The following is a 14,235-nucleotide window of genomic DNA, read 5'->3' as shown; positions in this document are numbered from 1 at the left end:
AACCGATAGGGCATGGCCACGACGGCATGGTCACCGGTGACAGGCCAAATGCGGGCGCGGCTAGATGACCTCCATGATGGTTCCCGCGGGCGGCGCGCGCGGGATGGCGGGGCTTGAACCGCGCAGCGCGGACTCAGCTGATCGGCAAGGAGGGTTGTTGCGGATCGATGCGACCGGCGCCCAGCATCACTTTTTTGTACTCGGCACGACTGACCGACACGTAACGCTCGTTGCCGCCGATTTGTACCTGCGGGCCCTCGCGAACGGCGCGACCCTGCGCGTCCACGCGCAGCACCATGGTGGCTTTCTTGCCGCTGTGACAGATGGTCTTGATCTCGGTCAGCTCATCCGCCCAGGCCAGCAGGTACTGGCTGCCCTCGAACAGCTCGCCGCGGAAATCGGTGCGCAGGCCGTAGCACAGCACCGGCACATGCAATGCATCGACCACGTCGGTGAGCTGCCAGACCTGCGCGCGCGTCAGGAACTGCGCTTCGTCCACCAGCACACAATGCAGCGCGCCGCCCTGGGCGATATCGCCGCGCACGCGCGCGGCCAGATCGTCCTCGCGCTGAAAACGCAGCGCCGCGGCGCTGAGCCCGATGCGCGAGGCCACCGTGGCATCGTCGCGCCGCGTGTCCAATTGCGGCGTCAGGATCAGCGCGCGCATGCCGCGCTCGCGGTAGTTGTAGGCACTCTGCAGCAAGGTCGTGGTCTTGCCGGCGTTCATCGCCGAGAAATAGAAGTAGAGCTTGGCCATGGGGTGGACGCGACGTGGACAGTGGAATGTCGCAAGCATCGCGGTTCGCGACACGCTTGTCATTCTGCAGCCGCAGACGCAACGATCTCGATGCCGCGGTGTGCCGGTGCGTTGTCCTGTCTGCGCTGGCGGCCACTCGCTGCAGGGCAACGTCCCGAGTCCCGAGTCCCGAGTCCCGCTAAGCTAATGCGCTTTGCGCGCGCCATCATGCTCAATCCGCAACAACGCGAAGCCGTCGACTACTGCGACGGGCCGCTGCTGGTGCTGGCCGGTGCCGGCTCGGGCAAGACGCGGGTGATCGTGGAGAAGATCGCGCATCTGGTGCAGCGCCGCGGCCTTGCCGCCGAGCGCATCGCCGCGATCACCTTCACCAACAAGGCCGCGCGCGAGATGCGCGAGCGCCTCGCCAAACGCCTGCCGCAAGCCGAATCCGAAGCACTGCGCGTATCCACCTTCCACGCGCTGGGCCTGCGCTTTCTGCAGCAGGAACATGCGCGCGCCGGCCTGCGCCGCAGCTTCAGCGTGCTGGATGCCGACGACACCGCGGCGCTGCTGAAAGACCTGTTGCCCAAGGCTGCGCGCAACGACGACATCCACGTGCTGCGCGGCGCGATCAGCCAGGCCAAGAACGCCGGTCTCGACAGTGCAGCGGTGGCGACGGCGGCGCGCAGTGCGCGCGAACACGAGATCGCCGCGCGCTACGACGCCTACCAGCAGCGTCTGCGTGCCTACAACGCCGTGGATTTCGACGACCTGATCCGCCTGCCATTGGCATTGCTCGAGGCCGATGCCGAGCTGGCGCTGGTCTGGCGCGAGCGCCTGCGCTACCTGCTGGTGGACGAATACCAGGACACCAACGAAGCCCAATACCGCCTGCTCAAGGCGCTGGCCGGACCGCGCGGCGCATTCATCTGCGTCGGCGACGACGACCAGAGCATCTACGCCTGGCGCGGCGCGCGCCCGGAAAATCTGCGCGATATCGCCCGTGATTACCCGACGCTGCGCGTGCTCAAGCTCGAACAGAACTATCGCTGCAGCACGCGCATCCTGCGCTGCGCCAACGCGCTGATCGCGCACAACCCGCACACGCATCCGAAAAAACTGTGGAGCGCGGCGAGCACAGGCGCGCCCGTGCGCGTTCTGCGCTGCCGCGATGCCGAGCACGAAGCGGCACGCATCGCCGCGCTGCTGGACCAGGCACACGGCACCGATGCCGGCAGTTGGGGCGAGTACGCCGTGCTGTATCGCGGCAATCATCAGTCACGCGAGCTGGAAAAAGCGTTGCGCCTGGCACGCGTGCCTTACCATCTCAGCGGCGCGCTGAGCTTTCTTGACCGCGCCGAGGTCAAGGACGTGCTGGCCTATCTGCGCCTGCTGGTCAATGCCGAGGACGACGCCGCATTCCTGCGCGTGGTCAACGTGCCGCGCCGCGACCTGGGCGCGAGCTCGCTGGAAAAGCTGGGCCTGGCCGCGCAGATGCAACATCTTTCGTTGCTGGCCGCGGCGCGTGACGCCCGCTGCACGGCCGCGCTGGCGCGGCGTCAGGCGCAAGCGCTGCAGGCGTTCGCCGCGCTCATCGCGCGTCTCGCGCACCTCGCGGAAAAACTGCCCGCCAGCGAGTTGCTCGACGCCGTGCTCGAGCACAGCGGCTACCGCGCGTCCTTGGCCGCACTGCCCGGCGACCCAGCCACGCGCGCGCGCCGCGAGGCCAACCTGCGTGAGCTGGGCGAGTGGTTCAGCGCCATGCAGCGCGGCGGCGCGCGCGGCGGTGATCTGGCGCAACAACTGATGCTGCTGGGCAACGCCGAGCGCGAGGAACCCGGCAACGCGGTGCGCCTGATGACGCTGCACGCGGCCAAGGGATTGGAGTTCGATGGCGTGTGCATTGTCGGCTGCGACGATGCCACGCTGCCGCACGAGGGTGCGCTGGATGAAGGCCGCCTCGAGGAAGAGCGGCGCCTGTTCTATGTCGGCATCACGCGCGCGCGGCGCTGGCTGGTGCTCAGCCACAGCGAACGCGTGCGCCGCTATGGTGAGGTCGTCGCGTTGCGCCCCAGCCGTTTCATCGATGAACTGCCCGCAGCCGACCTGCAGCGCGATGGCGATGATCCTGCCGCCGAAGCCGAGACGCGACGCGACACTGCGCTGACGCATCTGGCGCGCCTGAAGGCATTGCTGGAATCCTGAAAAACGCCGCGCGCCGAAGCCTCAGGCTGACGGCGCGGCCGTGGCTTGCAGCGCCTGCAACCAGGCACTGCGCGTCGGCGTCGGCACACTGGTGGGCAACCCGAGATAGCGCGATTCGCTGCGCCAAGCCTCGGGTAGCTGCAGATCGTCGCGACCGAGGAAGACCCCCAGTTCGGGTGGCAGTTGCGGTTTTTCCGCGAGCAGCGCATCCATCTCCAGCGCCTGTGCCGGCAGCAATTCGACGCCCAGCGCCAACTGTGCGCCGGCCTGCTGCAACCAGTATTGCGCCTGCGCCACATCGTGCAGCGGATAGCCGCGCTGATAGCCGAATGCAAGCCAATCGAGCAGGCATGCCTCCGGCTCGCGCCAGGCCAGCAGCAGGCGTACGCCCGGCAGTGCGCGCTTGAGCGAGGGCAGCAGACGCGCATCCAGCCGCGGCAGCCAATCGATGACCTGCTCGACCGCGGGCGCGGCACGGCGCACGCCGCGCGCGTAGCGCAGCGCCAAGCTGTCCAGCTCGGCTGCAGTCAATGGCTGCAACAGGCGCGGATCATCGGCGCGCGCCAGCAGATCGCTGCCGGAAAAATAGTCGCTGCGTACTTTCAGGCCCGACTGCCGCGCCAGCAAGCTGGCCAGACGATGCACCCCGCTGCCGGGCAGGCCGACCAGCACGATCGGTGCTGACGGCAGCGTGGCCGGCAGCGTGGGCAGCGCCGGCAGCGCGGCCAGCTCGCGCAGGCGCGGCCCCATGGTTTTCGCATCAGGCAATGCGGGCAGTGCCGCCGCGTCGTCCGCGTGCATGGCCAAAAACGCCTGCTGCGCCGCCGGCCAGTCGCGCTTGCCCAACGCCGCCAGGCCAAGCAAATGCTGGCGGTGGCGACGCTGCACAGGATTGAGCTTGGCTTCGTCCAGCCCCTTGAGCCGGTCGCGCGCGGTTTCGAAAGCACTGTCGCGCAATGCTGCGCGCGCGCGCAGCAGGACCAGCGGCGGCCAGCGCCCACCCAGCGCGGCGCGTTCGGCTTCCTGATCGGCACTGGCGAAGTCGCCCGTGCGCTCGAGTGCCAGCGCCAGGTCGGCACGCAGCGAGGCCTGCCCGGGACTGCGTGCCAGCGCCTCGCGCCACAACGCCACGGCGCCGGCGGCGTCGTTGCCGCGCAGCAGACGTTCGGCCAACGCCGCGCGCGCGCCGCTGGACTCCGGATGCGCGCCCAACCAGTCGCGCAACAAGCGCTGCGCGGCTTCGGCTTGCCCATTGCGCTCCAGCGCTTGCACCAGGCCGAGCACTGCGCGTTCGTGATCGACATCGCGCGCCAGCGCCTGCTGAAACAGGGTCAGTGCCAGCGGCACGGCGCCGCGCGCCAGCGCCAGTTCACCCATTCCGGACAGCGCCGCGGCAGCGTAGCGCGGATGCTCGCGCAATTGCTCGAAAACCTGCAGCGCGGCGGTGCTGCGCCCGCGCTGTGCCAGCGTTTCGGCCAGTTGCAGCCGCGCCACGGCCAACTCGGAATTGAGTTCCAGCGCACGCTCGAAAGCACGCAGCGCGAAATCGAGATAGCCCTGCGCGCGCAGCGTCTGCGCGAGACTGAACTGCGCGGCGGCATCATCCGGGCGAATTTCCAGCGCCATGTTGAAGCAGCGCGCCGAGGCTTCCTGATCGCCCTTGCCGGCCAGCGTCTGGCCCAGTCCCAGCCAGGCTTCCACTGCGTCCTCGTCGGCGCGCAGCGCGGTGCGAAACCCGCTTTCAGCAGTGTCCAGATCGCCACCAGCCAGCGCGGTGGCAGCCAGACCAATATAGGCATCGAGGTTATTCGGATCGAGCCGTCGCGCGGCCTCGAAGGCCATGCGCGCGCGGCCGCGATCACCCGCCAGCAGCGCGGCGCGACCGCAGCTCACCTGCAACGCGGGCTGCGCGGGATCGCGCTGCACGGCCGGAAGCAGGGTTTCCAGCGCCGCGACATAGGCCCCGCGGCGGATACGCACTAGACCCAGTACATGGCGCGGCTCGATCGCATCCGGCTCGGCATCCAGCCACGCCTGCGCGCGCGCCTCGGCCTCGGCCAGGCGGCCCTGCTGCTCCAGCTCGAGGATTTCGTCGCGCATCGCATGATCCGGCAAAGCGCCTGATTATGCCTTGCCGATGCCTCACGGCGCCGTGGGCACTTCGCACCACGGCGGTCCCGGATCGCTGCCCGGCGCTCAGATCGAGTAGTACATCTGGTACTCGAGCGGGTGCGTGGCGGCGCGGAAGCGCGTGACCTCGGCCATTTTCAGCTCGATGTAACTGTCGATGAAGTCGTCGCTGAACACGCCGCCGGCCTTGAGGAAACCGCGATCCTTGTCCAGTGCCTCCAGCGCCTGGTCGAGACTGGAGCAAACCTGCGGGATGTTTTTCTCCTCCTCGGGCGGCAGGTCGTACAGGTCCTTGTCGGACGGTGCGCCCGGATCGATCTTGTTGAGCACGCCGTCCAGGCCAGCCATCAGCAGCGCGGTGAAGGTGAGATAGCCCGAGTTGACCGGATCGGGGAAGCGCACTTCGATGCGGCGGCCCTTGGGGCTGGACACATACGGGATGCGGCAGCTCGCCGAACGGTTGCGCGCCGAGTAAGCCAGCATCACCGGCGCCTCGAAGCCCGGCACCAGGCGCTTGTAGCTGTTGGTGGTGGAGTTGGCGAAGGCATTGATCGCCTTGGCGTGCTTGAAGATGCCGCCGATGTACCACAGCGCCAGCTGGCTGAGGCCGCCGTAGAGTTCGCCGGCGAACAGGTTCTTGCCGTCCTTGCTCAGCGACTGGTGCACGTGCATGCCGCTGCCGTTGTCGCCGACGATGGGCTTGGGCATGAACGTGGCGGTTTTGCCGTTCTGGTGCGCGATGTTCTTGATGACGTATTTCAGCGCCATCATCTCGTCGGCCTTTTTCACCAGCGTGTTGAAGCGCGTGCCGATCTCGCACTGCCCGGCGGTGGCGACCTCGTGGTGGTGCACCTCGACCTTGAGACCCATGGCTTCCAGCGTCTGGCACATCTCGGCGCGCAGGTCGCCCAGCGAATCCACCGGGCTGACCGGAAAATAGCCGCCCTTGATGCCGGGCCGGTGGCCGGAATTGCCGCCTTCGATGCGTTGGCCCGAGGACCACGCCGCTTCCTCGGATTCGATCTCGTAGAACACCTTGCCCATGTCGTTGCTGTAGCGCACCGCGTCGAAGATGAAAAACTCGGGTTCGGGACCGAAATAAGCCGCATCGGCGACGCCGGTGGAGTTCAGGTAGGCCTCGGCGCGCCGGGCGATGGAACGCGGATCGCGGCCATAGGGCTGCATGGTGCTGGGCTCGAGCACGTCGCAGTTGAGGATCAGTTGCTTGGCGCTGCTGAATGGGTCGAGCACGGCGGTGCTGGCGTCGGGCATCAACACCATGTCGGAATCGTTGATGCCCTTCCAGCCGGCGATCGAGGAGCCGTCGAACATCTTGCCGTCCTCGAAGGTGCTGGCGTCGACGGTATGCGCGGGAAAGCTGACATGGTGCTGGCGCCCGGCCATGTCGGCGAAACGGAAATCGACGAATTCGACTTCGTGTTCGGCCATCAGCTTGAGAACGTGATCTGCGGACATGGACTGCTCCAGGTGGGGAAAAGGATGCTGGACTCTGGCAAGTCTCGTGCCAGTCGCTGTCGGCGTCACCAGCAACGGCCGGCCACGACCGTGGCGTGCAACGCAACGCCGATCGCAACATATTAGTGCGTAGCGCCTGCGATCTGCATTGAATTGGTGCATTTCAGCGCTCCACCACCCCACGCTTTGCCATGCACGGCCAGCCTTTGCATCGCATCGGCCTGCGCATGCGCGCCGACTGGCTTAACATCGCGGCCCCACGCTCCCGGAAATCGCCCATGAGTTTGTTCAACGTGCTGCTGATCGCCTTGTTGCAGGGCCTGACCGAATTGTTTCCGGTCAGCAGCCTCGGCCATGCGGTGCTGGTGCCGGCGCTGCTGCACTTGAACATCAACCAGCATGCGCGCGATTTCCTGCCGTTTCTGGTGGTGCTGCACGTGGGCACGCTGCTGGCGCTGCTGGCCTATTTCTGGCGGGTCTGGCTGGGCATCGCCTGGGGCGTGCTGCGTGGGCCGCGCGCGGGCGATGCGGAAAACTTCCGGCGTCTGGCCGGCATGCTGGTGCTGGGCACATTGCCGGCGATTGTCGTCGGCTTCGTGCTGGAAAAACCGTTGCGCGCGCTGTTTGCCGAACCCTGGGTGGCGGCGCTGTTTCTGATCGTCAACGGCGGCATGTTGCTGCTGGGCGAACGCCTGCGCCGGCGCGCGGCTCAGAGCGCCAGCGGCGCATTGCAGGACGAGCATCTCGATGGCCTGCGCTGGCGTGACGCCCTGCTGATCGGCTGCTGGCAGTGTCTGGCTTTCATCCCCGGCCTGTCGCGCTCGGGCGCGACCATGGTCGGTAGTCTGCGCCGCGGGCTGAACCATGCGCAGGCCGCGCGTTTTTCGTTTCTGCTCGGCGCGCCGGTGATCACTGGTGCGGCGGTGCTGGAGATCCCCAAATTGCTGCGCACGCACGCCGCGCATGCCGCGCCGCTGGGATTGATGTTGCTGGCCGGAATCGTTGCCGGACTTGCGGCGCTGTTCAGCACCTGGTTCCTGATGCGCTACTTCCGCCGTCATGAACAGGCGGCACTGAACCCCTTCGCCTGGTATTGCATCGGCTTTGGCACCTTGGCGCTGCTGCTGTTGCGCCTATGAAAATGGGTGCGCGCGGTTGCCTCCGCGCGCACCCGGCATTCACTTCCAATCCTGATTCCGCGGCCCGCGATTGTGCGCGGCCAGCGTGGCCGTCGTGTCGCCTGGGGCGACTGCGGCCCCTGCTAAGCTCGTGCGCTTAATCGTGGACGCTGCGGCCGTGCTGATTCCCTGGAATGCGATCCTGCTCGGGATCATCGAAGGCATCACCGAGTTCCTGCCGATCTCCTCCACCGGCCATCTGCTGATCGCTGAGCAATGGCTGGGCGCGCGTTCGGATCTGTTCAACGTGGTGATACAGTCCGGCGCGATTCTCGCGGTGACGCTGATCTACTGGCGGCGCCTGTGGGCACTGGCATCGGGCCTCGGCGAGCGCGCGAACCGCGCCTATGTCGGCAAGCTGGTGCTGGCGTTCGCGGTCACCGCGGTGCTGGGTTTCATCGCCGTGACGCTGGGCTTCAAGCTGCCGACCAGCGTGCTGCCGGTGGCCTGGGCGCTGGTGCTGGGCGGCATCTGGATGCTGGCGGCCGAGGCCATCGCTGCGCGCCTGAAACCGGGCCGCGAGGTGAGCTGGGCGGTGGCGCTGGTGGTCGGCGTGGCACAAATGGCGGCCGGCATTTTCCCGGGCCTGTCGCGCTCGGCCAGCACCATCTTCGCGGCAATGCTGGCGGGTACGCGTGACCGTTCGGCGGCGACCGATTTTTCCTTCATCGTCGGCATCCCCACCATGTTCGCGGCGGGTGCCTACGAGCTGTGGCATGTGCTACGCCACGGCGGCGCGCAGCACGAACACTGGGGCGCGCTGGGCGTGGCCTTCGTGGTGTCGACGGTCACTGCTTTCATCGCGGTGAAGTGGCTGCTGGGTTACATCAAGACGCATCGCTACACGCTGTTCGCCTGGTACCGCATTGTGCTGGGCACGGTTTTGTTCGGCGCGCTGAGCCTGGGGTGGATGCGTTGAGCGGCGCGCGCTGCAGTGCGCATCAAGGCCGCAGAAAGCGCAATGCGCGCAGCAACAACCCGCCACCATGACCCCATTGCGCTGGACGCGGCAGCAGGCGCGCGACCAGCAAGCCACCCAGCAGGGCCACCGCCGGACGCGCCCATGGATGTCGATTCAGCCAATCCCCGCCGCGTTGCAATCGCGGTGTGAGTGCAGTCCGTGCCCGCTGCGCGCGGGCCACGCCATCCCGCCACCGTTGTCGACGCGTGCTCATGCCGGCGGCTTGCTGCGCAGCGGCTCGAGCACGGCGCGCAACTCGGCGCGCGTCGCCGGCAGGCTGAGCGGGCGCAAGACGCGACGCAAGCCGCGCAGCAGAAGCCATACGCCGACGATCAGCACCAAGATTGTCAGCACCAATGCCAGCACCAGCGAGCCGCTGGCATGAACCAAACCGAGCAATAGCAGTGCCACCAGCAGCAGCAATCCTGACGCCACCAGCACCACGATCGCGATGCCGAACAGCAGCGCCCACAACAATCCGCGTCCGGCACGACCGGCTTCCAGCCGCGCCAGACCCAGCAAGGCCGCACCCATTTCAATCACGGCATCCAGCGCACCTGGTACCGCCGTGCAGGTGTCCGTGGGCGCCGGCGCAGTGATGATCGGCGCCTGCGTGGTATCAACTTGGGCTGCTGGCTCCTCGGCTTCAGTCATGCTCAGCGCCGTGTCAGACGACCCAGCAGCCAACCCGCCGCGACCGCGATCAACACCGCCTGACCAGGCTTCTCGCGCACGAAATCGCGCGTCTTGTCGAACAGATCACCGGCTTGCGCACGCAGTTTTTCGGTCGCTTCGCGGCCACGCGCAGCCATCTCCGCGGCCTTGTCGTTGACGCTGGCGGCCACATCGGCGCCGACATCCGTTGCCCGGTGCAAGCCATGTTCGACCCGCTCGGCGGTGCGTTTCACGGCGGCGCTCTCGGTCTGCTTGGCGCGCTCGGCAGCAGCGTGGATACGATCTTCGGAAGGATTGCCGACTTCGCTGTTCATGGTTATCTCCTGTGCTGGATTGATGCGCGACTGCGCAAAGGCAGTCCCGTCTCCTACATGATGCCGCGTTCTGCGCAGGCCATGCGGTGCGCTGCCGCACGCACGCATGCACAGCGCATGCGTTCAGCTTGTGGCACGCATCGAATACGTGCCCACGCACACCGCTTGTGCCAGCACGTGCCCGGCGCTGACGCGGCGCAGATCAGCGAGATTGAAACGCGCCGGCAACTCCAGCCGCCCCAGATCCAGCGCGTAAAGGTGGAACCCGTAGTGATGCACGATGCTGTCGTTCCATGGCGGACAGGGGCCGTCATAGCCGTAATAGTCACCGGCCATGCCGGCATCATCGGCAAACCAGTGGGTGTAATCGTTGATGCCCTGACGGCTGCCAGGCGGACCTGGAGGCTGCTGCTTGCCGTGCGCAACGATGCCGCTGCCACAAGCACCTTCGGTCAATTCGCGTACACCGGCATCGATGTCGATCATCAGCCAGTGCGTGAACTCGACGCGCGGCAGATCGGCCGGCACAATGCGCCCGGGTTTGTTCACGTCATCGCCACGACTCGGCACATCTACATCGATGCAGGCCAGGGCGAAACTGCGCGTGCCCTGCGGCACATCGCCCCACGCCAGATGCGGACTGCGGTTGCCGGCAAAGGCAAATGGTCCATCCGTGCCCGGCTGGCCGAAGGCACAGCGTGCCGGAATGGGTTGATGGGTGACAAAACTCTGGCTGCTGAGCTGCACGACGTGCTCCCCGGATCATTGATTGCGGCAGAGGCTATCAAGCCTGCGCCGCGTCGCATCGATGCGCAAGCCGCCGCCGCGCGGCATTCATTTGCCGATGCAAAAACTGGAGAAAATCGCGCCAAGCAAGTCCTCGTTGCCGTGCGCGCCGGTCAGCTCGTCGAGCGCGCGCTGCGCGCGGCGCAGGGCTTCGGCGGCAAGCTCGGCCAGCCCGCCACGGCGCGCCACGGCGCGCTGCACCTCGATGTGCGCGGCCTCGATCTCGACTTCCGCGCGCTGCAAAGCCAGCACATGGCGCACGCGCGCGCTGTAGGCGTTGTCCGCACCACCGCCGGCACGCTGATGCAACTCCTGGCGCAATAAGTCGATGCCGGCTCCGCTGCGCGCGGATAACGCGATGCGCAACGGGCTGGCCGCATCCTCGATGCGCACCGCGGGCTGGCCGAACAGATCAATCTTGTTGAGCACAACCAGCAGCTCCGTAGCCGGCGCGCGCGCGCGCGCATCAGCTAGATCAGCGATCCAGTGCCCGGCATCGCTGACCAGCAGCGCGAGATCGGCGCTGGCCAGCGCCGCCATGGCGCGGCGCATGCCTTCGCGTTCGATCGCATCGCCCGCCTCGCGCAAGCCCGCGGTATCAGCCAGTTCCAGGCGCACGCCGTCGAATTGCAGTTCCAGGCGCAGCACGTCGCGCGTGGTGCCCGGCACGGCGGTGACGATGGCGCGATCCTCGCCCGCCAGGGCATTGAGCAGGCTTGATTTGCCGGTGTTGGGGCGCCCTATCAACACCACGTTCATGCCCTGCGCGAGACGCACGCCTTGTTGTGCTTCGCGCAGCACGCTCGCGACCTGCGCGCGCAGCGCGGCCAGCGCGCTCACCAGCGCTGGATCGGCCAATAGTTCGATCTCTTCGTCGGGGAAATCCAGCGCCGCCTCAATGTGCACGCGCGCGCGGGTGAGCAGCGCCTGCAACTCGCCCACGCGTGCCGAGAACACCCCGGCCAGCGCGCGCTGCGCAGCGCGCACCGCCGCTTCGCTGCCGGCGGCGATCAGGTCGGCGATGGCCTCGGCCTGCGCCAGGTCGAGCTTGCCATTGAGATACGCGCGTTCGCTGAATTCACCTGCGCGCGCGGGCCGCGCACCGAGGGCGCAGACACGGCGCAGCAGAAGATCGAGCAGGATCGGGCTGCCGTGCGCATGCAACTCCAGCACATCCTCGCCGGTGTAGGAATGCGGCGCGGGGAACCACAGCAGCAGGCCTCGATCCAGCAATGCGCCATCGGCTTCGCGCAGTGTGGCGTAGTGCGCGTGGCGCGCGCGCGGTGCGCGCCCCAGCAAGGTGGATGCGATCGTCCCTGCCTGTGCGCCGCTGACGCGCACGATGCCGACGCCCCCCGCGCCCGGCGCGGTGGCCACGGCGACGATGGTGTCGGCAGCATGCATGCGGGTGGCTCAGTCTGTCTTGGCGGCGTCGGCGCGCATCACTTGCCGGGTGACATACCACTGCTGCAGCAAACCGAGCACGCTGTTGGTGATGTAGTACAAAACCAGGCCCGCCGGGAACTGGGCGAAGAAAAACGCCATCAATATCGGCATGGCTTTCATGATCTTGGCTTGGGTCGGATCCATGCCGACCGCAGGGGTCAGCATCTGCTGCGCGAGCATGACCGCGGCATACAACACCGGCAGCACGTAATAGGGATCCGGCGCGGACAGGTTGTGGATCCACAGCGCAAATGGCGCCTGGCGCAACTCCACGCTCTCGATCAGCACTGGATACAACGCAAAGAACACCGGGATCTGCACCAGCATGGGCAGACAACCCGCCACAGGATTGGCCTTCTCTTTTTGATACAGCTCCATCATGGCCTGTTGCATCTTGGGCTTGTCGTCGGCATAGCGCGCCTGCAACGCCTTGATGCGTGGCGCCAGCTTGCGCATCTTGGCGAACGAGCGGTACTGCTTGTCGCTGAGCCAGTAGAACGCGGCCTTGATCAACACCACCAGCAGGATGATCGCCAGACCCCAGTTGCGGGTGATGCGGTGCAGTTGCACCAGAACCCAGTGCAGCGGCTGCGAGATCACGGTGAAGATGCCGTAATCCACGCTCAGTTCAAGACCGGGCGCGGCGGCATTCAGCGCGTGCTCCAGCTTGGGTCCGATGAACAGGCTCATGCGTTGCGTGACACTGGCCCCAGGCGCCACGCTGAATGCGGGGCCGATGCTGCGCAGCAGGTAGTGCGGCACGCCGCCGACATCGAAGGTGGCACTACTGAATTGCGCATTGCCGCCGCGCGCCGGAATCCACGCCGCGACAAAATAGCGCTGCACGAAGGCGACCCAGCCATCCTGCACGGTGCGCAGCAGAGGTTGCTTGGCGAACTCATCAAAAGCCAGCTTGTTGAACTTGTCCTGCGGGCTATACCAGCTGCCACCGGTGAAGCTGTAGTACTCGGATGGGTCATGCAGAAAGAAGAAATGTGACGCCGCGGGCGCTGGTGGCGCGGTGCGCACCAGCTGGGTCCAGGCATTGCCGGTCCACGGCGTCTTGCCGAGGTTGTGCACCTGCTCCTGCACCTGCACCACGTAACTGCCACGCGTGAAGGTGTAACGCTTGATCACCGCGACACCTTGTGCAGGATCGCTCCAGGTCAGATCGACATTGAGCTGCTTCTGCCCTGCGGCCAGGGTATAACTGGAATGCGCAGCCTTGAATGGTGCATCCACCGCAGGCGCTGCGCCGGCGCTGTTGCTGACCAGGCCACTCTGTGCAACCAGGTAATGGTTGGCGCTGTCATCCAGCAGGCTGACACGCGGCGCAGCCTCGGGCGCCACCGCGTATTTCAGCAAGCGCGCCTGCACCAACGCGCCACCCGCGGTATCCAGGGTGACATCGAGCAGATCGGTGTGCACCGCGATGCGTTGGCCATGCGCGCCACCACTGCCAGGCAACAATGTGGCTGCGGGCGTGGCGGCCTTCGCCGTCGCCACAGGCATGGACGGCATTGCGCCGACCGGCGTGGGCGCAGCGCTCGCTTGTGGAGCCAGCGAACCGGCGCTGGCAGTTGGTGGTGGTGCGGGCGGCACGTTGAATTGCTGCTCCCACCCGGTCCACAACAGATAGGCGACCAGCAACAGGCCGAGCAGCAGGAATGTGCGCGTCTGATTCATTGAATAGAGTGTCCGGTAAGTGGCGCGCATGCAGCCGGGCGCGGATCAGCCGGGCATTGTGCCGGTCGCATGCTGCAGCTTCAATGCCGCCAGTCGCTGCAAAAGGGTGGCGAGGTCAGCGGCGAGGACGTGATTGTCGACGGCGGCTGCCGTTACGCGGGCGATGATGAGCATGTCCAGCGACGGCATGTTTTCACGCCGCAGACGAAATGCGGTACGGATCTGACGCTTGATGCGATTGCGTTGCACGGCATGCTTGTGCACTCGCTTGGAGACAGACTGCGCCATGCGCGGGTGTCCGCTCGGCGAGAATCGGTATCGCGCCACGAAGTGACGCGTGCCAAGCGCCGCGGCGGCGCGCCCGAGCGCGGCAAAATCAGCAGGCCGCGTGAGCCGCGCCGAACGCGGCAACCCAGCGGATGCCTTCATCGTCGTCTCAGGGTATGAGGCGCTTGCGGCCCTTGGCACGGCGGGCGGAAAGGATTTTGCGCCCATCTGCGGTGGCCATGCGCGCACGGAACCCATGGGTACGGGCGCGCTTGAGTTTGCTGGGTTGGAAAGTGCGCTTCATGGCGGCAATCGCGTCGCAGGCTTGCAAAAAGGTCTGCGATTATCGCGAGCTCCACGGCTGCGTGTCAA

The 14,235-nt window shown here is 66.6% G+C and carries 13 protein-coding genes; 3 read left to right on the top strand and 10 right to left on the bottom strand.

The annotated features are described in order from the left end of the window. Positions 1–133: 133 nt before the first annotated feature. A complete protein-coding gene (locus Mschef_RS02125; protein ID WP_081126186.1) occupies positions 134–757 on the bottom strand; it encodes a thymidine kinase in 624 nt (207 codons plus the stop codon). A gap of 207 nt (positions 758–964) precedes the next feature. Between Mschef_RS02125 and Mschef_RS02120 the strand changes: the two genes are divergently transcribed. Beyond that, complete coding sequence (locus Mschef_RS02120; protein WP_081126778.1) at positions 965–2,944, top strand: UvrD-helicase domain-containing protein; 1,980 nt, start codon at positions 965–967, stop codon at positions 2,942–2,944. A 21-nt stretch (positions 2,945–2,965) separates the two neighbouring features. On the opposite strand, the gene Mschef_RS02115 is transcribed toward Mschef_RS02120, so the two are convergent. Beyond that, complete coding sequence (locus Mschef_RS02115; protein ID WP_081126185.1) at positions 2,966–5,044, bottom strand: tetratricopeptide repeat protein; 2,079 nt, start codon at positions 5,042–5,044, stop codon at positions 2,966–2,968. 96 nt (positions 5,045–5,140) lie between these two features. After that, a complete protein-coding gene (gene glnA / locus Mschef_RS02110) occupies positions 5,141–6,550 on the bottom strand; it encodes a type I glutamate--ammonia ligase (protein ID WP_081126184.1) in 1,410 nt (469 codons plus the stop codon). A 278-nt stretch (positions 6,551–6,828) separates the two neighbouring features. On the opposite strand from glnA, the gene Mschef_RS02105 reads away from it, so the two are divergent. Then, positions 6,829–7,689 (top strand): undecaprenyl-diphosphate phosphatase, encoded by an 861-nt coding sequence (locus Mschef_RS02105; protein ID WP_081126777.1) that lies wholly within the window; start codon positions 6,829–6,831, stop codon positions 7,687–7,689. Positions 7,690–7,831: 142 nt separating this feature from the next. Beyond that, positions 7,832–8,647, top strand: coding sequence for an undecaprenyl-diphosphate phosphatase (locus Mschef_RS02100; RefSeq protein WP_242426418.1), 816 nt, complete (start codon positions 7,832–7,834; stop codon positions 8,645–8,647). 252 nt (positions 8,648–8,899) lie between these two features. On the opposite strand, the gene Mschef_RS02095 is transcribed toward Mschef_RS02100, so the two are convergent. From Mschef_RS02095 to rpmH, 7 genes are all read right to left on the bottom strand, one after another. Further along, positions 8,900–9,343: a phage holin family protein gene (locus Mschef_RS02095; RefSeq protein ID WP_081126183.1), complete on the bottom strand. Its 444-nt coding sequence runs from the start codon at positions 9,341–9,343 to the stop codon at positions 8,900–8,902. 2 nt (positions 9,344–9,345) lie between these two features. Next, entirely contained in the window at positions 9,346–9,678 is a 333-nt protein-coding gene (locus Mschef_RS02090; RefSeq protein ID WP_081126182.1) for an ElaB/YgaM/YqjD family protein, read from the bottom strand. Between the two features lie 123 nt (positions 9,679–9,801). Next, positions 9,802–10,425, bottom strand: a complete 624-nt coding sequence (locus Mschef_RS02085; protein ID WP_081126181.1) for a YbhB/YbcL family Raf kinase inhibitor-like protein — start codon at positions 10,423–10,425, stop codon at positions 9,802–9,804. Positions 10,426–10,512: 87 nt separating this feature from the next. Next, a complete protein-coding gene (mnmE, locus tag Mschef_RS02080; protein WP_081126180.1) occupies positions 10,513–11,868 on the bottom strand; it encodes a tRNA uridine-5-carboxymethylaminomethyl(34) synthesis GTPase MnmE in 1,356 nt (451 codons plus the stop codon). A 9-nt stretch (positions 11,869–11,877) separates the two neighbouring features. After that, complete coding sequence (yidC, locus tag Mschef_RS02075) at positions 11,878–13,596, bottom strand: membrane protein insertase YidC (RefSeq protein WP_081126179.1); 1,719 nt, start codon at positions 13,594–13,596, stop codon at positions 11,878–11,880. 45 nt (positions 13,597–13,641) lie between these two features. Then, entirely contained in the window at positions 13,642–14,025 is a 384-nt protein-coding gene (gene rnpA / locus Mschef_RS02070) for a ribonuclease P protein component (RefSeq protein WP_168708818.1), read from the bottom strand. Between the two features lie 7 nt (positions 14,026–14,032). Continuing rightward, the gene (rpmH, locus tag Mschef_RS02065; RefSeq protein ID WP_049621303.1) at positions 14,033–14,167 is read right to left on the bottom strand and encodes a 50S ribosomal protein L34; all 135 of its coding nucleotides are present in this window, start codon (positions 14,165–14,167) and stop codon (positions 14,033–14,035) included. Positions 14,168–14,235: the final 68 nt, after the last annotated feature.

Source organism: Metallibacterium scheffleri (assembly GCF_002077135.1).
Classification (GTDB): Bacteria; Pseudomonadota; Gammaproteobacteria; order Xanthomonadales; family Rhodanobacteraceae; genus Metallibacterium; species Metallibacterium scheffleri.
The sequence above is the reverse complement of the archived record's forward strand: the minus strand, read 5'-3'. Positions and strand labels throughout refer to the sequence as shown.